General features: G+C 58.5%; 25 protein-coding genes and 1 pseudogene. 21 read left to right on the top strand and 5 right to left on the bottom strand.

The annotated features are described in order from the left end of the window. The first annotated feature begins 60 nt into the window (after nucleotides 1-60). From HB633_RS01880 to hfq, 5 genes and pseudogenes are all read left to right on the top strand, one after another. Complete coding sequence (locus HB633_RS01880; RefSeq protein ID WP_213776357.1) at nucleotides 61-438, top strand: DUF427 domain-containing protein; 378 nt, start codon at nucleotides 61-63, stop codon at nucleotides 436-438. 151 nt (nucleotides 439-589) lie between these two features. Continuing rightward, on the top strand, nucleotides 590-1924 hold the full coding sequence (locus HB633_RS01885; protein WP_213776358.1) for an LLM class flavin-dependent oxidoreductase: 1335 nt from the start codon (nucleotides 590-592) through the stop codon (nucleotides 1922-1924). An 88-nt stretch (nucleotides 1925-2012) separates the two neighbouring features. Further along, complete coding sequence (locus HB633_RS01890) at nucleotides 2013-2582, top strand: TetR/AcrR family transcriptional regulator (RefSeq protein WP_213776359.1); 570 nt, start codon at nucleotides 2013-2015, stop codon at nucleotides 2580-2582. 155 nt (nucleotides 2583-2737) lie between these two features. After that, nucleotides 2738-2977: a hypothetical protein gene (locus tag HB633_RS01895; protein ID WP_213776360.1), complete on the top strand. Its 240-nt coding sequence runs from the start codon at nucleotides 2738-2740 to the stop codon at nucleotides 2975-2977. A 377-nt stretch (nucleotides 2978-3354) separates the two neighbouring features. After that, a pseudogene (hfq, locus tag HB633_RS30735) lies at nucleotides 3355-3564 on the top strand (RNA chaperone Hfq); the annotation flags it as partial. A 258-nt stretch (nucleotides 3565-3822) separates the two neighbouring features. On the opposite strand, the gene HB633_RS01905 reads toward hfq, so the two are convergent. Beyond that, nucleotides 3823-4362: a DUF6572 domain-containing protein gene (locus tag HB633_RS01905; protein WP_213776362.1), complete on the bottom strand. Its 540-nt coding sequence runs from the start codon at nucleotides 4360-4362 to the stop codon at nucleotides 3823-3825. Between the two features lie 323 nt (nucleotides 4363-4685). Between HB633_RS01905 and HB633_RS01910 the strand changes: the two genes are divergently transcribed. The 4 genes from HB633_RS01910 to HB633_RS01925 all read left to right on the top strand — a co-directional run bounded on the left by HB633_RS01910 (nucleotide 4686) and on the right by HB633_RS01925 (nucleotide 8384). Further along, nucleotides 4686-5201 (top strand): hypothetical protein, encoded by a 516-nt coding sequence (locus HB633_RS01910; protein ID WP_213776363.1) that lies wholly within the window; start codon nucleotides 4686-4688, stop codon nucleotides 5199-5201. A 637-nt stretch (nucleotides 5202-5838) separates the two neighbouring features. Beyond that, nucleotides 5839-6123 carry a DUF4148 domain-containing protein gene (locus HB633_RS01915; protein ID WP_255580699.1) on the top strand — a complete coding sequence of 95 codons (285 nt, stop codon included), beginning with the start codon at nucleotides 5839-5841 and terminating at the stop codon, nucleotides 6121-6123. Between the two features lie 226 nt (nucleotides 6124-6349). Beyond that, nucleotides 6350-7516 carry a metallophosphoesterase gene (locus HB633_RS01920; RefSeq protein WP_213776365.1) on the top strand — a complete coding sequence of 389 codons (1167 nt, stop codon included), beginning with the start codon at nucleotides 6350-6352 and terminating at the stop codon, nucleotides 7514-7516. Nucleotides 7517-7796: 280 nt separating this feature from the next. Beyond that, a complete protein-coding gene (locus HB633_RS01925) occupies nucleotides 7797-8384 on the top strand; it encodes a hypothetical protein (RefSeq protein ID WP_213776366.1) in 588 nt (195 codons plus the stop codon). Between the two features lie 21 nt (nucleotides 8385-8405). On the opposite strand, the gene HB633_RS01930 is transcribed toward HB633_RS01925, so the two are convergent. Further along, a complete protein-coding gene (locus tag HB633_RS01930; protein WP_213776367.1) occupies nucleotides 8406-9242 on the bottom strand; it encodes a DMT family transporter in 837 nt (278 codons plus the stop codon). Between the two features lie 275 nt (nucleotides 9243-9517). Between HB633_RS01930 and HB633_RS01935 the strand changes: the two genes are divergently transcribed. The 10 genes from HB633_RS01935 to HB633_RS01980 all read left to right on the top strand — a co-directional run bounded on the left by HB633_RS01935 (nucleotide 9518) and on the right by HB633_RS01980 (nucleotide 20741). Next, nucleotides 9518-10732 (top strand): ABC transporter substrate-binding protein, encoded by a 1215-nt coding sequence (locus tag HB633_RS01935; protein WP_213776368.1) that lies wholly within the window; start codon nucleotides 9518-9520, stop codon nucleotides 10730-10732. 115 nt (nucleotides 10733-10847) lie between these two features. Beyond that, on the top strand, nucleotides 10848-11723 hold the full coding sequence (locus tag HB633_RS01940; protein ID WP_213776369.1) for a branched-chain amino acid ABC transporter permease: 876 nt from the start codon (nucleotides 10848-10850) through the stop codon (nucleotides 11721-11723). Nucleotides 11724-11731: 8 nt separating this feature from the next. Beyond that, nucleotides 11732-13678 carry a branched-chain amino acid ABC transporter ATP-binding protein/permease gene (locus HB633_RS01945; RefSeq protein WP_213776370.1) on the top strand — a complete coding sequence of 649 codons (1947 nt, stop codon included), beginning with the start codon at nucleotides 11732-11734 and terminating at the stop codon, nucleotides 13676-13678. 10 nt (nucleotides 13679-13688) lie between these two features. Beyond that, nucleotides 13689-14420: an ABC transporter ATP-binding protein gene (locus HB633_RS01950; protein ID WP_213776575.1), complete on the top strand. Its 732-nt coding sequence runs from the start codon at nucleotides 13689-13691 to the stop codon at nucleotides 14418-14420. 349 nt (nucleotides 14421-14769) lie between these two features. Beyond that, nucleotides 14770-15864 (top strand): ABC transporter ATP-binding protein, encoded by a 1095-nt coding sequence (locus tag HB633_RS01955; RefSeq protein ID WP_213776371.1) that lies wholly within the window; start codon nucleotides 14770-14772, stop codon nucleotides 15862-15864. After that, a complete protein-coding gene (locus HB633_RS01960) occupies nucleotides 15851-16939 on the top strand; it encodes an ABC transporter ATP-binding protein (RefSeq protein WP_213776372.1) in 1089 nt (362 codons plus the stop codon). The genes HB633_RS01955 and HB633_RS01960 overlap by 14 nt, the downstream gene beginning before the upstream one ends. Beyond that, nucleotides 16936-17829 (top strand): sugar ABC transporter permease, encoded by an 894-nt coding sequence (locus HB633_RS01965; RefSeq protein ID WP_213776373.1) that lies wholly within the window; start codon nucleotides 16936-16938, stop codon nucleotides 17827-17829. The genes HB633_RS01960 and HB633_RS01965 overlap by 4 nt, the downstream gene beginning before the upstream one ends. Beyond that, the gene (locus tag HB633_RS01970; protein ID WP_213776374.1) at nucleotides 17822-18634 is read left to right on the top strand and encodes a carbohydrate ABC transporter permease; all 813 of its coding nucleotides are present in this window, start codon (nucleotides 17822-17824) and stop codon (nucleotides 18632-18634) included. The genes HB633_RS01965 and HB633_RS01970 overlap by 8 nt, the downstream gene beginning before the upstream one ends. Then, nucleotides 18634-18915, top strand: a complete 282-nt coding sequence (locus HB633_RS01975; protein ID WP_213776375.1) for a DUF2160 domain-containing protein — start codon at nucleotides 18634-18636, stop codon at nucleotides 18913-18915. The genes HB633_RS01970 and HB633_RS01975 overlap by 1 nt, the downstream gene beginning before the upstream one ends. A gap of 95 nt (nucleotides 18916-19010) precedes the next feature. Then, nucleotides 19011-20741: an ABC transporter substrate-binding protein gene (locus tag HB633_RS01980; RefSeq protein WP_213776376.1), complete on the top strand. Its 1731-nt coding sequence runs from the start codon at nucleotides 19011-19013 to the stop codon at nucleotides 20739-20741. Nucleotides 20742-20795: 54 nt separating this feature from the next. On the opposite strand, the gene HB633_RS01985 is transcribed toward HB633_RS01980, so the two are convergent. The 3 genes from HB633_RS01985 to HB633_RS01995 all read right to left on the bottom strand — a co-directional run bounded on the left by HB633_RS01985 (nucleotide 20796) and on the right by HB633_RS01995 (nucleotide 21964). Then, nucleotides 20796-20981 carry a hypothetical protein gene (locus HB633_RS01985; protein ID WP_213776377.1) on the bottom strand — a complete coding sequence of 62 codons (186 nt, stop codon included), beginning with the start codon at nucleotides 20979-20981 and terminating at the stop codon, nucleotides 20796-20798. Between the two features lie 119 nt (nucleotides 20982-21100). Next, nucleotides 21101-21568 carry a CBS domain-containing protein gene (locus HB633_RS01990; RefSeq protein WP_213776378.1) on the bottom strand — a complete coding sequence of 156 codons (468 nt, stop codon included), beginning with the start codon at nucleotides 21566-21568 and terminating at the stop codon, nucleotides 21101-21103. Between the two features lie 75 nt (nucleotides 21569-21643). Further along, nucleotides 21644-21964: a zf-TFIIB domain-containing protein gene (locus HB633_RS01995; RefSeq protein ID WP_213776379.1), complete on the bottom strand. Its 321-nt coding sequence runs from the start codon at nucleotides 21962-21964 to the stop codon at nucleotides 21644-21646. A gap of 131 nt (nucleotides 21965-22095) precedes the next feature. On the opposite strand from HB633_RS01995, the gene nhaR reads away from it, so the two are divergent. Both nhaR and oxlT read left to right on the top strand, forming a co-directional pair. After that, nucleotides 22096-22989 (top strand): transcriptional activator NhaR, encoded by an 894-nt coding sequence (nhaR, locus tag HB633_RS02000; RefSeq protein ID WP_213776380.1) that lies wholly within the window; start codon nucleotides 22096-22098, stop codon nucleotides 22987-22989. Between the two features lie 382 nt (nucleotides 22990-23371). Beyond that, on the top strand, nucleotides 23372-24676 hold the full coding sequence (oxlT, locus tag HB633_RS02005) for an oxalate/formate MFS antiporter (RefSeq protein WP_213776381.1): 1305 nt from the start codon (nucleotides 23372-23374) through the stop codon (nucleotides 24674-24676). Nucleotides 24677-24694: the final 18 nt, after the last annotated feature.

Raw genomic sequence — 24694 nt, forward strand, 5'->3', positions numbered from 1 at the left:
AACTTTCCGATACGCTGAAAGACGCGGCATCACCTAACCCGCAGTCCAGGAGCAGAAGCCATGACGAAGACAGTGAAGATTCCAGGGCCCGACCATCCAATCACAATCGAGCCGAACCCCTCGCGCATCACGGTGTCCATTGGCGGCCGCGTACTCGCCGATACACGCGAAGCGCTGACCGTGCGCGAAGCATCGTATCTGCCGGTCCATTACATTCCGCGCAAGGACGTCGACATGTCGCTGCTCGAACGCACGGATCACGCGACGTATTGCCCGTACAAGGGCGAGTGTTCGTACTACAGCATTCCGCTAGGCGGCGAGCGTTCGGCGAATGCCGTCTGGACTTACGAGGACACGTATCCGGCGGTCGCTGAAATCAAGGGTCATCTCGCGTTTTATCAGGATCGTGTCGATGCATTCGAAGTGCACGCTGCCTGATCAATAAGCACGGCTTTCGCGTTGAACGCCGTTTGTGCACGTTTTCGCCAGCCGACGTATTTTACGGATGGCGATCGTCCAATAACGGCGCACACGACTCTTTGCGAAGACGGACGCAAAGGCATTCTTATCAACGCTTGAGCGGAGTTTTATGACCACGCAACGTCGCTTGCGGTTGGGCGCTTTCATGCGGCCGGCCACCATTCACACTGGGGCGTGGCGTTACCCCGGCGCATTCCCCGATGCCAACTTCAACTTCGCCCATCTCAAGCGGTTCGCGCAGACGCTCGAACGCGGCCGTTTTGATGCGTTTTTCATGGCCGATCATCTCGCCGTGCTCAACATGCCGACGCAAGCGCTGAGGCGAAGCCACACGGCGACCTCGTTCGAGCCGCTCACCTTGCTCTCGGCGCTTGCTGCGGTGACGGAGCACATCGGACTGATTGCGACGGCGTCCACCACGTTCGAAGAGCCTTATCACGTGGCGCGCCGGTTTGCGTCGCTCGATCATTTGAGCGGCGGCCGCGCGGGCTGGAACCTGGTGACCACAGCCAACCCCGATGCCGCGCTCAACTTCGGCCTGGATGAACACGTGGAACACAGCGAGCGCTACAAGCGCGGCCGCGAGTTCTTCGATGTCGTGACGGGCCTCTGGGACAGCTGGGCCGACGATGCTTTCGTTCGCGACGTGGAAACCGGCACGTTCTTCGATCCCGCGAAAATGCACGTGCTCAACCACAAGGGCGAGAGCTTGTCGGTGCGCGGCCCGTTGAATATCGCGCGGCCGGTGCAGGGCTGGCCGGTCGTCGTGCAGGCGGGATCGTCGGAGGCGGGGCGGCAGATCGCGGCCGAAACGGCCGAGGCCGTCTTCGCCGCGCCGAAAACGCTTGCTGAAGCTCAGCGCTTTTACGCCGATGTAAAAGGCCGCATGGCGAAGCTCGGGCGAAATCCTGACCACCTGAAGATCTTGCCGGCGGCGTTCGTCGTAATCGGCGATTCGCTCGATGAAGCGCAGGAAAAGCGCGCGCTCCTCGATACCCTCGTGCACTACGACAGCGGCATCGCGTCGCTTTCCATCTTGCTCGGTCATGACGTTTCCCGCTTCGATCCCTACGGTCCCCTGCCCGAAATCCCGGAGACGAACGCGAGCAAGAGCAGTCGTGAGCGCGTGATCGAGTGGGCGGCCCGCGACAAGTTGACGATCCGCCAACTCGCGCAACGTGTGGGCGGCTATTCGGGGCTTGAAATGATCGGCACCCCTTCGACGATCGCCGACCAGATGGAACAGTGGCTCGTCGAAGCGGGCTCGGATGGCTTCAACGTAATGTTTCCGTACCTGCCAGGCGGCCTGGACGATTTCGTCGATAAAGTCGTGCCCGAACTGCAGGCCCGCGGCATTTTCCGGCGCGAATATGAGGGCCGTACGTTGCGGGAAAATCTCGGCCTGCCGCGGCCGGAGAATCGCTTCTTCCAGACCGGCGGGTGACGCGGCGCGAAACTCCAGACAAGACAGCATATAAAATCATCGCCTTAGGGCGTGTTTTCAGGCGCCCGCCAAAGGACAAACGCAACTCATGGGACATTCACAGGCAGAGAAGGCGGCAACGCATCAACGCATTGTCGAGGTGGCGGCGCGTCGTTTTCGCGAACTCGGACTCGACGGTATCGGCGTCGCCGATGTAATGAAAGAAGCCGGCATGACGGTCGGCGGTTTTTACAAGCACTTTGCATCGCGCGACGAACTGGTGACCGAAGCGCTCGACGTCGCGTTCGAAAGCCTCGACGCATGGGAGGCACGCGTCAAGACCCTGGAGGCGGGCGTGCGCGACTACCTGAGCGAGGCGCACCGGGATTCACCGGGCAGAGGTTGCGCACTCGGCGCGCTTCTGGGTGATGTCGCGCGCAGCAGTGAAGCCACGCGCGACGTGTACACCGAACGGGTCAGACACAACATCGGTTTCTCGGAGAGTCTGCTCGATATCGCCGATCCCGCCGAACGCCGTGCTCGCGCCATCCTGCAGTTCACCGCGTGTCTTGGCGCGATCGGGCTGGCGCGGGCGGTATCGGACCCGGTTTTATCGAAGGAAATACTCGACAGTGTCGCCGGACAGTTGATTCCGCTGCTTCCCGGACCGCCGTCGTGATTCCTTCGAGCGAAAGAAGGGTTGTTGGTAGAAACTAGTGTTGAAGCGGTGCGGGCAATCCATTACATTCGACGCGTTGTCCAGATGTCGATCATCCGGCACTAAATCGGGTGATCCGCAAACCACTACAAAATGACGTTCCTTGGAGAATTACAATGAAAGCGATCGCACTGGTTTCCCTCTCCGCGCTCTTGCTCGCGGCTTCCGGTCTGGCCATGGCCCAGAGCGGCGGCGGTAATGGCAACGGCGGCGGCGGCGGTGGTAACGCGCACGGCGCGGCAACGGCTGCACCTACAACCGGTGGCGATAATTCTTCGACCCCGGGCAGCTCGCGCGGCAAGCCGCATCTGTTCAAGCACAAGCAAAAGAAGGCGGCTCCGGCGCCTGCCCAGTAATTCCGGGCTGGCAGCGCGGCAAGTTTGCCGCGCGCCATTCTCTGTAAGCGTCAACAAAAAAGCTGTCATGGCCGACACAACCGGTCATGACAGCTTTGTTTTTCTGAATGCACGCTGCTTCGACGATTTCTCCGAAAGGCGCTGAACAGAGAGACTTTGTCCGTTTTTATATTGCCAATGTCGAGCGGATCTGCGCGCCGCGAATTCCAGCGGGGTAGTATGGAATGGTGATTCAAGCGTAATTTGAACTCCGCGCAGCAATAACGCTCGAATGTGGGCAAACGGTGCGACGGGCAATGATCTGGCATCATTGACCCAATGTTCCGGCGGACGTCTGCCGGAATCAGCCCGAAATACTAACGTCAGGTCGAATAAGAATGGCTACAGAATCCCAGCAGCAAAGTCAGAGTGATGTCTTGAACGCTGCCCGCAAAGAGCGCAAGCGCGTCGCAATCTTCCTCGTGAACGGGGTGCGGCTGGTTGGTCACATCGAATCCTTCGATCAGTATCTGGTCATGCTGAGCTCGGCCGCCGGCATCCAGGCGGTCTACAAGCATTCCATCTCGACCATCCAGGAAGACACCGGCAAGGCGTTCAGTGCAGGCGCGCCGCGCACCAGTTCTGGCGCCTCGCGCGACGGAGATTCCAAGCGTCCGGTCGCGATCTCGCACAAACGCCGTTTGCCGACGAACGTCGGCGGCGAGTAACGAGAAAGGGCATCGCATTTGCATCGTGCAAGTGCGTGCTGAGCCAGAATACGAAAAAAGGCGAAGCCTGTCAGGGCTTCGCCTTTTTTCGCTTCTATTCACGATTTCGTCACAATCCGAAAACGTAGATCAGGAAGCTCATCGTCCAGATGACGTTTTCTTGCGCATCACCAGAACCGGATGATGATCGACTCGCACAATCTCGTTCGAGTGCTTTGTTTCAGCAACCGCTGGCGGAGCAAGGTCGAGTACATCGGCAACGGACTCCAGCCGGGTATCAGCGAGAACGCCGCTTGTATTAGCCGTTGCGCCTGTAACGTCCGCGACCGATTCATCAGATGCCGTTGCATGGCGCACATCCACGGTGCGACAGCGGACGTCGAATCCCACTGAGCGGATGATCGTCTCGCGCGTCTTCCAGAACACCTCGGCGGCGCGGGTCATGGGCCGCATGGCGACATACTCGATGATCACCGGATAACCGCGCACGCCCGGGTAAGCCGCCAGCAACTGGCCGGAGCGAACGTACTGCGTGTAACGATCTATCTTTTTTGTCAGCAGCGAAAAATGCGTGGCTTCGTCGTCCCAGTCGAGGTCGTCGAAGATGCCGACGTACACGCGCTTGAACAGGATATTGACGCCGACGTAATCGATAGTGTCCACGTCGAGAAGAGACATGGTATTTCCCCAGCGCCCGATGCCGGGCAAAGATTGCAGGCGCGTATTGTAATGGACTGCGTCATCCTAAATAAGTACGCGGGGCGTGATTGCAACAGTGTACGACGCTCAAGCTTGATGTCATCCATCGCGCTGTGAAATTGACTGTTTTAAAGCACATCCTATTCGATAACCGTGAATAGGAGGATACCTAAAAATACCTCGATTCAATTGACATCGTTCATCTCGAAAAACAAACTGGGTTCACGTTATTTGAACAGTTTGTGCGATTGAACACCGGACGGCGCACGAGCAAACCCTCAATGTCCGGCAGGAGCAGCAAAATGAAATTGAAGTCCAGCAAAACCATCAAGGCCGCCATGATCGCGGCGGCGTCCTCGATCCTGATGACCAGCGCATTCGCGGCGTCTATCGACGGTACAACAATGGTACGCATTGGCGGCAAGGTCCAATCGGTGGATTTGTCCACGCATAGTGTTACTGTAACGAATGCACAGGGCGCAACGGAATCGTTCCAGGTCGGCGCCAATGTCCCCAACCTCGACAAGCTCAAGGCAGGCACTAACGTGGTCGGCACGACAGCTCGACCGGTTCGTCTGACTGTGCTCGAGTCGAACAGACTGGCTGCGCTGCCAACGCAAGACGGCAACGAGACGATCGCCCAGGTAACGAGCGTGGACAGCCAGCGCGGCTCCATGACGCTCAAGGACACGCAAGGCGCCGAGTTGACGGTGCAGGCGAACTCACCGGGAGCCGTTGCCGCGGTTGTGCCGGGCACGCGCGTTCTCGTGAATGCAATGAATCCCGCACCGTTGGCTCGCGGCCAGGTCCTGCGCTGATCAGTCGGATTCGTCCGATAGCTCGCCGCTCGTCAATTCTTCATCATGCATGCATCGTTAGTGATCTAGATCCCCGCTGGATGACGAACGGTGAATCGCCCGGTTTTCCGGCCGATTTCAGCTTCCCCCGGAAGCGCGGCGGCGCAGCAGTCAAGGTACCTCTGAGATTCAAGCGTAGTCGCAAAAAAATCCACCCGGCGCAAACCGGGTGGATTTTTTTTTGTCTCCAGAGATTGAAGGGAATTTGATCAGGATAACAAAATAAAAGACGGTTGCGAGTATCTTGATCTGGGTGTGGAACGGCAAGCGCGTCGGGACAAAGAATTCGCGGATTTGCCGTTCAGGTGTTCAGGTGGAATCGATGCAAAGACGTATTCCGTTCGTTTGTAAGATCACGATTGCTGATTTGCATCTTACGTTTGTGCTACACGGTTTTACAAAGAGTTGGTTAATATACGTTCGCGTATCAGTTGACCTGCGTACAAGGCTTACGAGGCTTACGAAGTCAGACCCGCGGAATTGACTGGCACGCATCGAAGCATGCAGTTCGAGCACGACAAACGCGGTGGACGCCGCCGGTGCCGCCGCACCAAAAAAACCGCTTTCCGTGGAGAATCTCGATATGTACCGAATCCGCATGGCTGCATTGGCTCTCGTCGTATCAGTGGCAACCGCTGGACTGACCGCTCCGGTCGCCATGGCGCAAACCGCCGATACCGCCGCTTCCACCCCGAAGCAGGAGCAGAAGGCGCAACGCAAGGCCGATCGCAAAGCAGCCCGCGCCAAGAAGAATGCGGAACTGAAGGATCTGGAGAAGAACGGTTATAACCCGAGCGGCGACCAGACCAACTATCCGCAGAACATTCAGAACGCGGAGAAAAAGTCGGCTGCGGCGAAGGCCAAGGCGGCATCGGCTCCTTGAGCGGCGCTTGGAACTTCGTTTGAATGAAATAACCCGCTCACGGCGGGTTATTTTTTGGGCCGTGTGAGATGGTTCGCGGCCCACCGGCAGGCTTTTTGGTGAACCGGTAGAATCGGATGCCGTTTTGCATTGGATTATTCTCAGGCGATACGCACCCTGGACATCGCGGCACTTGCAACGCGTCCCGCGCCGGCTAAAGCCGGCCTCACCTTCTACCAGGCGGTCTATGCGACGTTCCGCATTTTTCATCCGCGTAATCGGCATCGGTATTTTGTTTCACGTGTATATCGGCGTGCGCCTGATTCCTGTGGCGCCCGTAAGCCCCGCGCTCAAGATACTCGCGGTGCTCGCGCTGGTGGCTTCCATCGTGCTGATTCCACTTGGCATGATCGCACGCAATATCGGGCAACAGCCGCTGTCTGATCGTCTCGCGTGGATCGGACTGCTGGTAATGGGCTTTTTTTCCTCGTTGCTCGTGCTGACGTTTCTTCGCGACATCGTGTTGCTTGTGTTGCATCTGGCGAGCAGCGGCGAGAACGCCGTCAATCCGTGGCCCGGATTCAGGGCGTGGAGCGCTCTCGGCGTGCCCTTGCTCGCCGTGCTGGTGACGCTGTTCGGCATCTATAGCGCGCGTCGCCGTGCGGCGGTCAAGAACGTGGATGTCCCCATCGATAACCTGCCGGCCGCGCTGCACGGTTTCACGATCGTGCAAATCAGCGATATTCACGTTGGGCCGACCATCAAGCGCCAATACGTGGAAAAGATCGTGGCGGCGGTCAATGCGTTGAAGCCGGACCTGATTGCCGTGACTGGCGATGTAGTCGACGGCTCCGTGCCTCAACTCGCCGCGCACACGCGCCCGCTATCAGATTTGAAAGCACGCCATGGCGCGTTCCTGGTGACCGGCAATCACGAGTATTACGCGGGTGCCGACAAATGGGTCGCGGAATTTCGCCGCCTTGGACTGACCGTTCTCTTGAACGAACATGTGGTGGTCGATCACGATGGCGCGCGCGCGGTCATTGCGGGCGTGACCGACTACGGCGCGGGGAGTTTCGATCCCGCGCACAAAAGCGACCCGGCCAAGGCGATCCTTGGTGCGCCCGCCGACATCGCGTTCCGGTTGCTCCTAGCCCATCAGCCGCGCAGTGCGCCGGCGGCATCGAAGGCGGGCTTTACGCTGCAATTGTCCGGCCATACGCACGGCGGGCAGTTCCTGCCGTGGAATTTCTTCGTGCGACTGCAACAGCCGTTCGTGGCCGGCCTCGAAAAGCTCAACGATTTGTGGGTCTATACAAGTCGTGGAACAGGTTACTGGGGGCCGCCGATCCGGATCGCTGCGCCGTCCGAAATCACGCGCCTGCGCCTTTTGGGCGGCAATCGTCCGGCCTGAATTCACTCCAGAGTATCAACTCGACCGGGAAAGGATTATCGACTTCACGTCTATATCCTTTCTTATAATTCCGTTAATCGAATCAATTCGATTATTTAAATATAATATCCGATCGGATGATAATCGGTAATTAAGCAAAATCGATTCAGGGCCTGCATGGACAACGCTCCAGTGCGCACGGTATAAATATCGTCAGCGCTTGAATGCGTTTGCGTATCTGATTCAAATAGCTGAATTGATTCAGAGCGCGATTTTTGATTTCCATCGCCCGGAGAATTACATGAACGCAAAATGGATTTTGGCTGCATCGCTGGCGTGTTTGCTGGCTAGCGCACAGGTGAACGCGCAAACTGATGATCAGCTTACCAGTGACGCCATCAAAACCGCGCTGGCGTCGGAACCACGCCATCTTCAAGCTCAAATTGTCGGGATTGATTCCGGCTCCCGGACTCTTTCGCTCAAAGGCGCCAAGGGCCATGTCATTCCCGTGGCAGTCGGACCCCAGGTTACGAATTTCGATACGCTTAAAATCGGTGACCGCGTTGATGTATTGATCAAGGAAGCGTTATTGCTCAGGGCGGTAAAATCAACTGCGAAGGATGCGGGACTAAGAAAGCGTGTCGATACCTCAGCATTTGCGCCTGCTTCCGGCACAGCGGGATTTGGCGCGGCGAAGGAGGTCGAGATAATTGCAACCGTGCAAAGTATTGATCAGAAAAAGAAAACGATCACCCTGCGAGGACCATGGCATACCGATACATTTGGTTTGCCGCCTGAATTGGCCACCAAAAAGCTCAAAGCCGGTGACACCGTTCACGTAGTGTTCATTTCGGCGACGGCAGTCGAAGTGACGCCGGTCGCCAAATAAGCCGAGAGAAAGCCCAGAGCACTAAATTCTGATCAGGACCGCGCCGGCCGTGACGAGCGCGCACGCCACAACGCGCCGCGCGGTCAGCTTCTCGTTCAGGAACATCCAGCCGATCAGCACCGCAAATATGGAACTGAGCTCGCGCAACGCCGAGACCATTGCAATAGGCAGATAGCGAAACGCGAAGACCACAATGCCATAAGCGACCATCGCGATCGCGCCACCCGCCATGCCTTGAATCGAACGGCGCGTATCACTCAAGAATAGTTCGCGTGGGCCGCCGTACCGATACAGCGCAAACACCGCGAACGGCACGTTGAACAGCAAATACACCCACGCAATATAGGCAAAGCCGCTTCCGGCGGCACGCACGCCGATGCCATCCACGATCGTGTAAGCCGAGATGAACGCGCCTGTCACAAGCGCGGCCGGCACGCTCGCGGTCGCGAACCGGCGCTTGCGGAATGCGAGCGAAACAATGCCGGCCGACACCAGCGTCACGCCAGCCAGCGCCAATGGCCGAAGGTGTTCACCTGCGAAAACGAATGCGCCCGCGAACACAAGCAGCGGAGAAAGCCCGCGTGCAATCGGGTAGATCTGTCCAAAGTCGCCGGCCTTGTAGGCTTTCGCGAGCGCCACGCAATAACCAAACTGCAATACCGCCGACCCGGCTATGTACGGCCAGCTCTCGCGCGCCGGTGCGGGCACGAGCAGCAGCGTAATCGCGGAACACACGATGTACGGAAACGACATCATCCCGAACTGCCAGACACGGTCTTCGCTGGTATGGAGGAACGCGTTCCAGGTTGCATGCAGCAGCGCGGAAAACAGTACAAGCGAAACGATAAAAGGCTGCATCAGGGGGGTGCGGGAAATTGAAGATGCGGATTCGCACAGTGGCGACGTAAGGCGTTGATTGGCAAAAAGTGGCAATCGTAAGCGGCTCATTATGACAGAGAACGAACCGTGTCGACACCGTGCTGCGCGGGCTGAATCCGGACGCGGCAAGCCCGGGAATGCGCCAAAACCCGCCCCGGGAAACTCCGCATATTGAATAAATCTTACATTTCCTACACTCGGAAAGCTTCCATACAAAAGCACAACGAAAGACCGAGACCACTGTGGAGACCACCATGTTCGCCCGATTGACCTGCATCGCTTTTGCAACGTTCGCGTTTGCATCGATTTCTTATGCCGCGGATCCCATCAAGATCGGCGTCGACGGACCTTTTACCGGCGGGTCGTCATCCATGGGCGTCAGCATGCGCGACGGCGTGCGCCTCGCCACCGCCCAAATCAACAAGTCAGGCGGCGTGCTGGGGCGCCAGTTGGTGCTCGTCGAACGTGACGATGAAGCCAAGAACGAGCGCGGCGTCCAGATCGCGCAGGAGCTGATCAACAAGGAAAAGGTCGTGGCGGTGGTGGGGTACATCAACACGGGCGTGGCGCTCGCGTCGCAACGCTTCTTCCAGGAAGGCAAGATCCCGGTCTTCAACAACGTGGCGACGGGTTCCGTCATTACGAAGCAGTTCGCCGACCAACCGGAGAACTACGTCTTCCGCAACGCGGCGTCCGACAGGATCCAGGCGCCGATGATCGTCGAGGAAGCCGTCACCAAACGCGGCTTCAAGAAGGTCGCGATCCTCGCCGACTCGACCAACTACGGCCAGCTCGGCCGCGAGGATCTGGAGAAGGCGCTCGCGGCGAAAGGCGTGAAGCCGGTCGCGACCGAGAAGTTCAACATCAAGGACGTCGACATGACGGCCCAGTTGCTGAAGGCGAAGGAAGCCGGCGCGGAAGCGGTGCTGACGTATGGCATCGGGCCTGAACTTGCGCAGATCGCCAATGGCATGGCCAAGCTCGGCTGGAAGGTGCCGCTGATCGGAAGCTGGACTCTTTCGATGGCCAATTACATCGACAACGCGGGCGCGAACGGCGAAGGCGCGCGCATGCCGCAGACCTTTATCCAGGAAGCGAACACGGCGAAGCGCAAGGCGTTCATCGATGCATATCTGGCCGAGTTCAAGCCGAAGAACAACCGGATCGACTCGCCGGTCTCCGCGGCTCAGGGCTATGACTCCATCTATCTGCTCGCGGCCGCGATCACGCAGGCTGGATCGACCGATGGTCCGAAGGTAAAGGCCGCGCTCGAAGGGCTGAACAAGAAGGTCGAGGGCGTCGTGATGGTCTACGACAAACCCTTCACGAAAGACGATCACGAAGCGATCAGCGCCAACGTGCCGGTGGTGGGCGAGGTGAAGGGCGGACGCGTGGTGTTCGCTTACGACGCCGACAAGAAAGGCGGCGGCGAGTTGCGCACCAAGCAGACCACGACCGCCGCAAACTGAGGTCACGGTGCAATCGCGAGCCGCGCCCGCCTGACGGCGGGCGCGGCTTTGCTTGTGCGCAACGTTTGAGCAACAGCCACTTTCGTCAGCCACCTTCGATATCAAGGCGCAACACATGGCCATCCTTTTGCAGCTCATCTATAGCGGCATCGCGCTCGGCATGATCTACGCGGTGATCGCGTTCGGTTACCAGCTGACTTTCGCTACATCGGGCACGCTCAATTTTGGGCAAGGCGATGCGCTGATGCTCGGCGCGCTCGTGGGCCTGACGCTGGTTTCTGTCGGCGTGAATTACTGGCTGATGATTCCTATTGTGTGCATCTTCGGCTTGGCGCAAGGCGCGCTGGTCGAACGCATCGGCGTGCGGCCGGCAATCAAGATCAAGTCTGAATTCGGCTGGATCATGTCGACCATCGCGCTCGGGATCATCTTCAAGAATGTCGCGGAAAACGTCTGGGGACGAGATGACCTGCGCTTCCCGTCGCCGTTGCCCGAAGCGCCGATGAAAGTATTTGGCGCCAACATCCTGCCGATGGAACTCCTGGTTGTCGGCGGCGCGCTTTTGATGATGCTCGCGGTCGAGTTTTTCAACCGCAAGACGATCTTCGGCAAGGCCGTGGTCGCAACGGCGAATGACCGCGATGCCGCCGCGCTGATGGGCATCAACACGGGGCTTGTGATCACGTTCTCCTACGCGTTGTCGTCCCTGACAGCTGCGTTCGCCGGCGTGCTGATCGCGCCGCTCACGCTGACGGGCGCGACCATGGGCGCCGTGCTCGGGCTGAAGGCGTTCGCGGTGGCGATCATCGGCGGATTGTCGAGCGGCATGGGGATCATCGTGGGCGGGATGATTCTTGGCATTGCCGAAACCATGACGGGTTTCTATCTTTCCACCGGCTACAAGGACGTGCCGGGCCTCGTGCTGCTGCTGATCGTGCTGGCGCTGAAGCCGGCCGGCCTGTTCGGCAAAACCGCGATCAAGAAGGTGTGAGGACCGTGATGAAATCCGCCAAGCCAGTCAAACTCGCGGCCGCCGTGCTCGGCCTCGCCGCACTCGCGATCTTCCCCATAGCGTCAGGCAATCCTTACTATATTCACCTCGTCGAAACCATCATGATCTACGCGATCCTGTTGTTCGGGCTCGATATCGTGGTGGGCTACACGGGTCAGGTATCTCTCGGCCACGCGGGATTGTTCGGCGTGGGCGCGTACACGGCGGGGGTATTGTTCATCAAGCTCGGGATGCCGTTCTATGTGACCGCGCCGCTTTCGATTCTGGTAACTGCGGGGTTCGGCGCGATCCTCGCGTTGCCTGCGCTGCGTGTCTCGGGGCCTTACCTCGCGATGGTCACGCTCGCGTTCGGTACGATCATCCAGATCCTGATCAACGAAATGGATTTCCTCACCAACGGCCCGATGGGACTCAAGATTCCGAAGCCCATCTTCGCCGGCCATAGCATGAGCGAAGACGGTTTCTACTGGCTCGTCGCGGTGTTGCTGGTGATATCGATGATCGTGGTGCATCGCATCCTCAAGTCGCATCTCGGCCGTGCGTTCGAAGCGCTTCGGGATTCTCCGATTGCATCGGATTGCATGGGTGTATCGGTGTACCGGTATAAGGTTTATGCGTTCGTGATCAGCGCCGGTTTTGCGGGACTCGCGGGTTGTCTTTATTCGTATTCCGAACAATATATTTCACCAAATACATACAACTTCGAACTCACCATCCTGTTCCTGCTTGCCATCATCATGGGCGGCCGGAAAACACGCACGGGCGCGATACTCGGTTCCACGATCATCGTGTTGCTGCCCAAGCTGCTCGATGACATCGCGATGTTTCGCAGCGTCGCGACTGTGCTGGCCGTGGTGGTTGCCGTGGGCGCGGTCGTTGCGCTGGTGCGCAAGGTGACTACCTTGCAGAAGGTGTTGATTCCGGTCGCAGGCACGGCGGGTCTCGCGATCTTTTCGTTCTGGATCAATGCGCTCACCGACTGGCGGCTGACCATCTTCGGGCTGATGATCCTGCTGGTGGTGTACTACCTGCAGGACGGCGTGGTCGGCTTCGTGCGCAAGATTGTGCTGCACGGCAGGCACCGTCCTGTCACGATCAAGACCGACGAACTTTCAGGCGAAGGTCATGACGCGGTGATCGCGATCCATTCGCAGGGCACGGAAAACATCATCGATTTACGCGGCATCCTGATGCAATTCAGCGGCCTGAAAGCGCTGAACAACGTGAACCTGAGCGTGCGTCGCGGCTCGATTCACGGCTTGATCGGACCGAACGGTTCGGGCAAGAGCACGATGATGAATGTGCTGACCGGCATCTATGTTCCTACGGCCGGGTCTATCGACTATGACGGTGAATCCATTGCGGGAAAGACGTCGTCGAAGATCGCGTTGTCGGGTATCGCTCGCACCTTCCAGAACGTGCAACTATTCGGCGAAATGACCGCGCTGGAAAACGTGCTGGTCGGATTGCACCACACGTTCAAGGCGAATCTCGCCGATGTCGGGCTGATGACGCCGCGGTATCGGCGCGAAGAACATGCCGCGCGCGAGCGTGCGTTCAGCATGTTGCGTTTCGTCGGATTGGAGGCGGTTGCTTCCGAGGAAGCGCGCAATCTCCCTTACGGCAAGCAGCGGCTGCTTGAAATTGCCCGGGCTTTGGCGCTCGATCCCCAGCTTCTATTACTCGATGAACCCGCCGCCGGCCTGACCGCGCCCGACATCAAAGAGCTCGTCGCGATCATCCGCAAGGTGCGCGCGCATGGCATCACGCTGATCCTGATCGAGCATCACATGGATGTGGTCATGAGCGTATGCGACACGGTTTCGGTGCTGGATTTCGGGCAGAAGATCGCTGAGGGCCGGCCGGCCGACATACAGGCCGACGAGCGCGTGATCGAAGCGTATCTCGGTGGTCAAGCCGCCACGCACGCATAGGGAAGACATGATGTTATCGATAAAAAACCTGCATGCGGGCTATGGCAAGGTCAAGGTTCTGCACGGCATTTCCATGGATGTGCCCAAGGCGTCGGTGGTCACGCTGATCGGTTCAAACGGCGCCGGCAAAACCACGACCATGCGCGCTATTTCCGGGATGATCCGCCCCACGTCGGGCGAAATCACGATGGGCGAGGGTGCGCAATCGAAGCGTATCGACGCAATGGATTCGCACAAGATCGCGCGCCTTGGTCTCGCGCATTCGCCTGAAGGCCGCCGGGTGTTCGCGACCATGTCGGTGACCGACAACCTGATCCTCGGCGCGTTTCCGCGACTGACGTGGGCGCGTCCTCGAGGCGACGTCAACGCGGACCTGGAGCGTGCGATCGATTTGTTTCCGCGCTTGAAGGAGCGGCGTCATCAACTTGCCGGAACGCTTTCGGGCGGCGAACAGCAGATGCTCGCCATGGCGCGCGCCATCATGCTGAACCCGGATCTTGTCTTGCTCGACGAACCGTCGATGGGCCTCGCGCCGATCCTCGTGGAAGAAGTTTTTCGCATCATTGCAAGGCTGAAGGACGAAGGCGTGACCATGTTGCTGGTCGAGCAGTTTGCCGCCGCCGCGCTGAACGTGGCCGATTACGGTTATGTGCTCGAAAACGGACACGTTGCGGCGCACGGACCGGCCGGGCAGCTCAAGAACGATCCTTCTGTTAAAGCGGCATATCTGGGCGCGAGCTAAAGAGATCGCGCCGGCTCATCTCCAGACGGCGATTCCGCGTGTTTCGCCGTCCATCCATCTCGCGTCAAGCCCCGCCTTCGGAAGCCTTCAGTTGCCGAAATTTCCTTCAGAACTGAGCGTTCGCCTTCAATAATCCTCTCTATCCTTTCCATATTGATGTTTTGGTTATGTCGTAGTCGGCAAGATGGTAATAATTTGTATGGTTAACCCCGATTTCAACGTAAACGAACAAAAAGGAACATGCGTGTTGTTGCTTTAGTTTCCTTTTTGAAAAAACCAGCGACGCAAAACATTCGGCGTTCCTGACAAGCATCCGACAAGAAAAAGCATCGACGAAGAGGAGAGCAACTTGGTTTTGGAACTGGAGAAGGTCACCGTGTTATCGGGTGGCCAGACACATCTGTACGGCGTGGATCTGCACCTCGTGCCCGGCGCCATCAACGTGCTGCTGGGTCCCACGCAGGCGGGCAAAACCACGCTCATGCGCGTGATGGCGGGACTGGATCGACCGGCGACCGGACGCGTGCTCGTCGACGGGCGTGACGTGACCGGCATCGGCGTACGTCAGCGCAATCTTGCGATGGTCTATCAGCAATTCATCAACTATCCCGCGATGACCGTCTACGACAACATCGCGTCGCCGCTCAAGCTGCAGAAAATCGATACCGCGCAAATCACGCAGCGGGTGAACGAAGTCGCGGCGAAGCTGCATATCGAGCATTTGTTGCAGCGCCGGCCCGGCGAATTGTCGGGCGGCCAGCAGCAGCGTTGTGCGCTGGCACGTGCGTTAGTGAAGCGGTCATCACTTGTGTTGCTCGACGAACCCCTCGTGAATCTCGACTACAAGCTACGCGAAGAACTGCGAGCCGAACTCACCACGCTTTTCGCCGATGGCAAGACCACCGTGGTGTATGCAACCACCGATCCGCTGGAAGCGCTGCTGCTGGGCGGCTATACCACGGTCGTAGATAAAGGCCGCGTGCTTCAGACCGGCCGCACGCTCGACGTGTACAACGCGCCCGCCACGGTCGACGTCGCCGCCGTCTTCAACGACCCGCCCATGAACATGCTCGCGAGCGACGTGAGCGCGGACGGGATTGCGCGTTTGCCGATTGGTATCGATGTAAAACTGCGGCGCGCGGACAACCAGACGGGCCAGTGCCGCATCGGCATTCGTCCGGGACATTTGCGGCTCGCGCCGCGCACGCCTGAGTCGATCGCCGTGCCATGCCGCCTCGAACTTGCTGAACTCAGCGGCTCCGAGACCTACCTCCACGTGCGTACGCAGCAAGGCGGCGTCGATCTCGTCGCACAGTTGCAGGGTGTGCATCAGATTGGCCTGGGTACGTCGCTGGATGTGTTCGTCGACCCGGACGAGCTGTTCGTATTCGGCGCCGACGCCAAACGCCTATCGGGCCCGGAGGCGAGTCATGGCTCGTATTGAGTTCCAGAATCTCGCGCATGCGTACCGGCCGAACCCGGCGAGCCTGGACGACTACGCGCTGCAACCCATGTCGATGGTCTGGGAAGACGGCGGCGCGTATGCGCTGCTTGGGCCGTCGGGTTGTGGCAAGTCCACCCTGCTCAATATTGTCTCAGGGCTCGTGACACCGTCGGAGGGGAAGGTCTTGTTCGACGGCCGTGATGTCACCGCGCTCGGCGCACGCGAGCGCAACATCGCGCAGGTGTTCCAGTTCCCGGTCATCTACGACACCATGACCGTCTTCGACAATCTCGCGTTCCCATTGCGCAACCGCAAGATCGCGGCGCCCGAAGTGAAGGCGCGTGTGCACGAGGTCGCGGAGATACTGGACATGACGCGCGAACTCGGGCGCAAGGCGAGCAATCTCTCGGCGGACGCGAAGCAGAAGATATCGCTGGGACGCGGCCTGGTGCGCAAGGACGTCGCGGCGATTCTCTTCGATGAACCGCTCACCGTCATCGACCCGCACATGAAGTGGATGCTGCGGCGGCAGTTGAAGAAGATTCATCAGCAATTGAAGCTCACGCTGATTTACGTCACGCACGACCAGGTTGAAGCGCTCACCTTCGCGGATGAAGTGGTCGTGATGACCAACGGCCGTGTGGTGCAAAAGGGTGGTCCGGAAGCGCTGTTCCTGCATCCGGATCATGCGTTCGTGGGGTATTTCATCGGCAGTCCGGGGATGAACCTGTGCCCGATATCGCTCGATCCCGAGGGCGTGAAGATCGGCAAACAGCACCTTCAAGTCGATGCAAATACGCTCGCCACGCTGAAGGCCGCCAACGGCACGCTTACGCTCGGCATCCGTCCGGAATTCGTGCGGCTTTCCGAAAATCAGGAATCTGGCGCCGTCAGGGCGCAGTTGTTGCGCGCCCAGAGCCTCGGCAATTACCAGCTCGTCACGGCGGACTGCGACGGCCAGGTCATCAAGGCAAAGGCCGACCCGCATATATCGCTCAACGAAGGACCTGTCTGGCTGAAACTTGCCGCGCCGGAAACGGTGTTCTTCAGCAACGACGAGAGGATTGGACGATGAACAAGCCCGTCAACCAGAAGGCCTGGCTGCTGGTCGTGCCTGTCTTTATCTGCGTCGCGTTCTCGGCGATATTGCCGCTGATGACCGTGGTTAACTATTCAGTACAGGACATCATCAGTCCAACGCAGCATGTGTTCGTAGGCACGGAATGGTTCCGCAGCATCATGAACGACGAAGACCTGCGCGGCGCCCTCGGCCGGCAAATGATCTTCTCGCTCTGTGTGCTGCTGTTCGAGATTCCGCTTGGTGTGGGCTTGGCTCTCGCCATGCCTGCATCGGGCTGGCGTGCGTCAGCGGCGCTGGTGGTGCTCGCCATGCCGCTGCTCATTCCATGGAACGTCGTCGGGACGATCTGGCAGATTTTTGCGCGGCCGGATATCGGTTTGCTCGGGTACTGGCTCAACTATTTCGGCATCGACTACAACTACACGGCGAGTCCGTCGGCGGCTTGGGTGACAGTTCTCGTGATGGACATCTGGCACTGGACGCCCCTCGTTGCGTTGCTTTGCTACGCGGGTTTGCGCGCGATTCCGGACGCCTTTTACCAGGCGGCTGAAATTGACGGCGCCAGCCGCTTCGCGGTATTTCGCTACATTGAATTGCCGAAGATGCGCGGCGTGCTGATGATCGCGGTGCTGCTGCGTTTCATGGACAGCTTCATGATCTACACCGAACCGTTCGTGCTCACCGGAGGCGGTCCCGGCGATTCGACGACTTTCCTCAGTCAGTACCTCACGCAAAAGGCGGTCGGTCAGTTCGACCTTGGACCGGCGGCGGCGTTCTCGCTGATCTACTTCCTGATCATCCTGCTTCTTTGTTTCATCCTCTACAACTGGATGGAGCGGGTAGGCAAGGGCGGTCCCGCCACGACGGGAGACGACAATGCGTAAAGACCGTCGCTGGATGCGCAACGTCACGCTGGTCGTCTACATCCTGTTCGCGTTGATCCCGCTCTATTGGATGTTGTCGATATCGCTGCGCACGAACGAGGAAACGCTCGCGTCGTTCTCCACGTTCCCACAGCACCTGACGCTGGAAAACTACAAGGTGATCTTCACGGATCCGTCGTGGTATTGGGGGTATATCAACTCGATCGTTTATGTATTGATGAACACGGTGATGTCCGTGCTCGTCGCGCTGCCGGCCGCATACGCCTTCTCGCGGTACCGCTTCCTCGGCGACAAGCACATGTTCTTCTGGTTGCTCACCAACCGCATGACGCCGCCCGCCGTGTTCCTGCTGCCGTTCTTCCAGCTCTACTCCAGCGTGGGATTGATGGACACGTACATAGCCGTCGCGCTCGCGCACATGCTCTTCAACGTGCCGCTCGCGGTCTGGATACTTGAAGGTTTCATGTCGGGCGTATCGCGTGAAATCGATGAAACCGCGTATATCGACGGCTATACGTTTCCATCGTTCTTCGTGAAGATTTTTCTGCCACTGATCAAGTCGGGTGTGGGCGTCACGGCGTTTTTCTGCTTCATGTTCAGCTGGGTCGAGTTGTTGCTCGCACGCACGCTGACCTCGGTGAACGCCAAGCCGATCGCGGCCGTGATGACACGTACCGTGTCCGCCGCTGGCATGGATTGGGGCGTGCTTTCGGCTGCCGGCGTGCTGACCATCGTGCCGGGCGCGCTCGTCATCTACTTCGTGCGCAACTACATCGCGAAGGGCTTTGCGATGGGGAGAGTCTGATGATCACGTGGATGTACTGGACGCCCGAAGTGGCGATCTTCTTCGGCTGCATCGTGCTGATGCTGGCGGGCATGACCGTGTGGGAAATCCGTTCGCCCACGTCTGAACACAAAGGATTTCTGCCCATTTCGACTACGCGCGGGGACCGCTTGTTCATCGGCTTGCTGACGGCTGCTTATATCAATCTGGCATGGATCGGAATCAGCGCCGAGAACGCGAATGCATGGCCGGGCTTTGCGGCATCCATGCTCGTGCTCGTGCTGATCATGTGGAAGGGATAACAAGGAATCCATAAGAATATGGAAGCACCGGTTCCGCGATTACCCCGAGCGAGGACCGGTAGATGATCCAGGGGGCGGAGACAGAGGAGAACATCATGCATCACAGGAGACGGATCGTCGCGCTCGCGCTTGGCGGCATCTTCGCCAGCCAGTTGGCATTGGCGGGGGCGCCCGAAGCGCAAAAATGGATCGACAGTGAGTTCCAGCCGAGCACGCTTTCGAAGCAGCAGCAGGCGGACGAGATGAAGTGGTTCATCGACACAGCCGCGAAGCTCAAGTCGCAAGGCGTGAAGGAAGTGCACGTGGTGTCCGAGACGCTCGACACGCACATGTACGAATCCAAGACGCTCGCGAAAGCGTTCACCGAGATCACGGGTATATCGGTGAAACACGACATCATTCAGGAAGGCGATGTCGTTGAAAAGTTGCAGACGTCGATGCAATCCGGCCAGAGCATCTATGACGGCTGGATCTCGGACTCCGATTTGATCGGCACGCATTATCGCTATGGTGTGATCGTGCCGCTGTCCGACTACATGGAAGGCGAAGGCAAGGCATACACGAATCCCGGGCTGGATTTGAAAGACTTTATTGGTACGAGTTTCACGACTGCGCCAGACAAAAAGCTGTATCAATTGCCCGACCAGCAGTTCGCGAATCTTTATTGGTTCCGTGCCGACTGGTTTGCGCGCAAGGACCTGCAGGACAAGTTCAAGGCCAAGTACGGTTATGACCTTGGCGTGCCGGTGAACTGGACCGCGTATGAGGACATCGCAGAGTTCTTCACGAACGACGTGAAGACAATCGACGGCGCGAAAGTCTACGGCCACATGGATTACGGCAAGAAGGACCCGTCGCTTGGTTGGCGCTTCACTGACGCGTGGTTATCGATGGCAGGCGAAGCCGACAAGGGCATTCCAAATGGCCTTCCTGTCGATGAGTGGGGCATTCGCGTGACGCCCGACGGTTGCCATGCGGTGGGCGCGTCGGTATCCCGCGGCGGCGGCACGAATAGTCCGGCCGCCGTTTATGCGACCACGAAGTACATTGAATGGCTGAAGAAATATGCGCCGCCGGAAGCATCGGGCATGACGTTCAACGAAGCGGGACCGGTGCCCGCGCAAGGCAAGATCGCGCAGCAGGTCTTCTGGTACAGCGCATTCACGGCATCCATGCTCAAGCCAGGCAACGTGACGAATGCGGACGGCACGCCCAAGTGGCGCATGGCGCCGTCGCCGCACGGCCCGTACTGGAAGGACGGCATGCAGAACGGTTATCAGGACGTGGGATCGTGGACGTTCTTCAAGTCGACGCCGCCGAACCAGCGTGCCGCCGCCTGGTTGTACGCGCAATTCGTGACATCGAAAACGGTGTCGCTCAAGAAGTCGATCACGGGGCTCACGTTCATTCGCGATTCGGACATCCACAGCGACTACTTCACGAAAAACGCGGACAAGTACGGTGGTTTGATCGAGTTCTATCGCAGCCCGGCGCGCGTCGCGTGGACGCCGACAGGCAACAACGTGCCGGATTATCCGAAGATGGCGCAACTGTGGTGGAAGAACGTCGCGACGGCCGTGGCCGGAGAAAAGACGCCGCAGGCTGCAATGGACAACCTCGCGAAAGAGATGGATCAGGTGCTCGGGCGACTCCAGCGTGCCGGCATGAAGGTCTGCGCGCCGCAGCTGAATCCTGAAAGCGATCCGGCGAAATGGCTGTCCGATCAGCACGCGCCATGGAAGAAGCTGGCAAACGAGCGGCCGAAGGGCGAGACCGTGAAGTACGACCAACTGCTTTCCGCATGGAAGGAGGGCAAGGTCCGCTAAGCCTTGATTGAGTGTCAAAACAGAAAGGGGCGATACGGTGTATCGCCCCTTTCTTCATGCAATGGCTCCAGGCGTGCCGCACAACCACGCCACATCCACCCTTAAGAGCCTGGAAAGACGCCGGCATTGTCCACTGCCCGGCAGCGTGATCCCAGCCCGCCAGAAGTTGACCTCATGCTCCTTCACGCCCATATACGATGCAACCAGCCGGGTCGTGATCCGTGCCCGCTTGATCGTCATGTCCAGTTTCGTTGAAAATAGTTTCCGGAAGCGGTCCGAATGCGTGTTCCTTTCCAGATGGACTTCCAGCTCGTTCGCGCGCCTCATGTTGCTTGACCTCGCTAAAAGGTTCGACGTGGCTATCGTATTTCGACTTCTGGCACATTCGCATGGCTATTGCCGCGAATGTAGTGCTCCAGTTGATGAATCGTGAACTGCTGTTCGGCGATCAGGTTCTTGACCAGATCGCCAATGGACACCATCCCGATCAGCAATCCACCATCGATCACCGGAAGATGGCGTATGCGGTTATCGGTCATGAGCGTCATGCAGTGCTCGGTTGTCTGGTTCAGGCGCACGTAACGCACTGCGCGGGACATCACGTCGCCGACCGGCGTATCCCGCGACGACCGGTCGAGCAAGACGATCTTGCGTGCGTAGTCGCGCTCGGTGAAGATGCCCGTGATCCGGTCGCCCGACGTCACGACCAAGGCGCCAATCTGTTTATGCGCCATCAGTTTGATGGCTTCGAACACGCTGGCCGTGGCCTCGATGGTATGGAACGATTGGTCCGGCTTGGAACTCAATAACTGCGCAACGGTTGTCATTCGAGACCTCGTTGATGTTCGGCCGTTCACTGAACGGCCAATGTTGATTGATCGAAAAATTCGAAGCTTTAACGCTCAACCGAAGTCGAAAAGCTCGCCGAGCATCGACTTCTTTCTCTTGTATGGATGACGACGTTCGCGATACTCGTCGTCGCGACGGTCGTGGTCGTCATAGCGCGTGCGCTCGTCCCGCCGACGCTCGACGCCCGCATTGCTCAGTATCGCGGCTGGCTGCGAGACAGCGCTTTGCGCGCTTTCCTCAGTGGCCCGGTCAATCAGTTTGTCGAGTTCGCCACGGTCGAGCCACACGCCACGACATGTCGGGCAATAGTCGATTTCAATGCCTTGCCGGTCCGTCATCAACAGTTCCGGGGTCTTGCACATGGGACATTTCATTCTCTTGGCTCCTTCGTCTTGAACGGTAACGAAGCCTTAATGTATAGCAAGTAAGCTTAATGTAAAATTCGTATTTTCGACTTCAATAGTTCGAAAAAAACGATGCATCAACCATCGCTTCCGGGGCTAGGATGAACTTCAAGCACTTGTATTATTTTTGGGTGGCCGCACGCGCAGGTGGCATCGCACGCGCGGGCGCGCAGTTGCATATCACGCCGCAAACGCTCAGCGGCCAGATCAAATTGCTCGAAGAGACGCTCGACAAAAAACTCTTCAAGAAGAGCGGTCGCAATCTCGAACTTACCGATGCCGGCCGCCTTGCACTCGATTACGCCGATGAGATCTTTTCCCTCGGCGCCGAGCTTGAGAGCGCGGTCAGGCAGGAGAGGGAAGCGGCACGCACGCAACTGCGCGTGGGTGTGGCGGACTCGGTGCCGAAGACGGTCGCGTACCGGTTGCTCGAACCGGCGTTGAATCTCTCTGACTCTTTGAAGCTGATCTGCCACGAGGGCAAGCTTCACGCGCTGCTGTCGCAACTCGCCGTTCATAAACTCGATCTGATCATTGCCGATGCGCCGATCCCTCCGGACGTGAACGTAAAGGCGTTCAACCATTCGCTTGGCCGTTCCACATTGAGCTGCTTTGCGCCCAAGGCGCTCGCGGCGCGCGGCGCGAAGTCTTACCCTGCATCGCTCGGCGACATGCCAATGCTTCTGCCCGGTAACGACTCGGCCGTGCGCAGGAAGCTGGATCATTGGCTCAAGTCCCACGGAATAGCGCCGCGCATTGTCGGGGAATTCGATGACAGCGCGCTCACCCTCGCTTTTGGCCGCGAAGGCCGTGGCGTTCTGTTCGCGCCAACGGTTCTGGCGGCGCAACTCAAACGCGAACACGGGCTGCGGGCGATTGGTCATATCGAGACAATCGTTGAGGAGTTCTTCGCGATTTCGATTGAAAAGCGCATTAGTCATCCCGCCATCTCATCAATCATGAATGCTGCGCGAAGCACCCTGTTCAATGTCTGAACTTTCGTTTGCCAGCTCCGTATTTGTCCGCGACCTGTCCTTACAAAATAATAACAGAAATAACTTACATTACGTTTCGCTTTCGTCTATAACGATCTTACGTGTTGCGGACTGCCATGTCGCGTACCACGCCTCAGCCCGCCAGGCATGCCTGCGGGCTTTTTTTTGCCCTTCGCACAAAGGTCGCAATAATCTGCAGTTCTCTTTCATATTTCTTTCGGTAGTAACCCGATGTGGTGAAAACCCTGAACTTTCTTTCACTTGACTTACTTGATATATCACATATTGTGTATCCCATTGCCACCCCTAATTTGGGATGGCGATGAGGCAGACGTCAATTCGGCGTCCCGAATACAAGGCAGCAAATGCCAAGGAGACAGTGATGGAAACGAATCGCCCGGTAGGAGAGTCGCGCCTGGCATCGCCGTGGGTGCAGCTGGTGTTCGGCGTGATCTGCATGGCCATGATCGCGAACATGCAATACGGCTGGACGCTGTTTGTCAATCCGATCGATGAAAAGCATCACTGGGGCCGCGCGGCCATCCAGGTGGCGTTCACGATTTTCGTTGTGACTGAAACGTGGCTTGTCCCAATCGAAGGTTATCTCGTCGATAAATACGGCCCACGTCCCGTGGTCGTAGTCGGCGGCTTGCTGTGCGCGGCTGCGTGGGTGCTCAATTCGATCTCGGCCTCCCTGCCAATGCTGTACTTCGCGGCGGCGGTCGGTGGCGTCGGCGCGGGCGCGGTGTATGGCACGTGCGTGGGCAATGCGCTCAAGTGGTTCCCGGATCGGCGAGGGTTGGCGGCGGGCATCACCGCTGCGGGTTTCGGTGCGGGTTCGGCGGCGACGGTCGTGCCTATTGCGCACATGATCAAGAACAGCGGCTACGAAGCGACTTTCCTTTGGTTCGGCCTCGGCCAGGGCCTGATCGTTTTCTTCCTTGGCATGGCGCTGTTCGCACCGCCGGCCAGCTTGCTCGCAAACGCGAAGAGCGCATTGAAGGCCGCGGTCTATAACGCTACGCCCAAGCAAGTGATGAGCTCGCCGATCTTCTGGGTCATGTACCTGATGTTCGTGATGATGGCAGCCGGCGGTTTGATGGCGACCGCGCAACTGGGTCCGATCGCCAAGGACTTCGGCCTGCATGATTCGCCGGTTTCCATCCTGGGGTTGACGTTGCCGGCGCTCACGTTCGCGCTGACCATCGACCGGGTGCTCAATGGTTTGACGCGGCCGTTCTTCGGATGGATATCGGACAGGATCGGGCGAGAGAACACCATGTTCATGGCGTTCGCGATCGAAGCAGTCGGTATTCTGTTGCTCTCGAAGTACGGGCAAAGTCCGGTTGCGTTCGTGGTGCTGACCGGGATCGTGTTCTTCGCCTGGGGCGAGATCTATAGTCTCTTTCCGGCGACATGCGGCGACACCTTTGGTCCGAAGTTCGCTGCAACCAACGCCGGCCTGCTTTATACAGCGAAGGGAACGGCTGCGTTGCTGGTGCCGTTCAGCAGCGTGATCACGGCCGCCACGGGTAGCTGGCACGCGGTGTTCATGCTGGCATCGGGAATGGCTGCGGCGTCCGCGCTCCTTGCGCTGTTCGTGCTCAAGCCGATGCGGCAAGCCCACAAGCAGAAGCACGCATCCTCGCCGGTGGACATGCCGTTTGCGTCGGTGGTGAAGGATTGACGTGACGCGGAGAAGTTG

This window comes from Caballeronia sp. dw_276, assembly GCF_018449635.1.
In the GTDB taxonomy this organism is placed as follows: Bacteria; Pseudomonadota; Gammaproteobacteria; order Burkholderiales; family Burkholderiaceae; genus Caballeronia.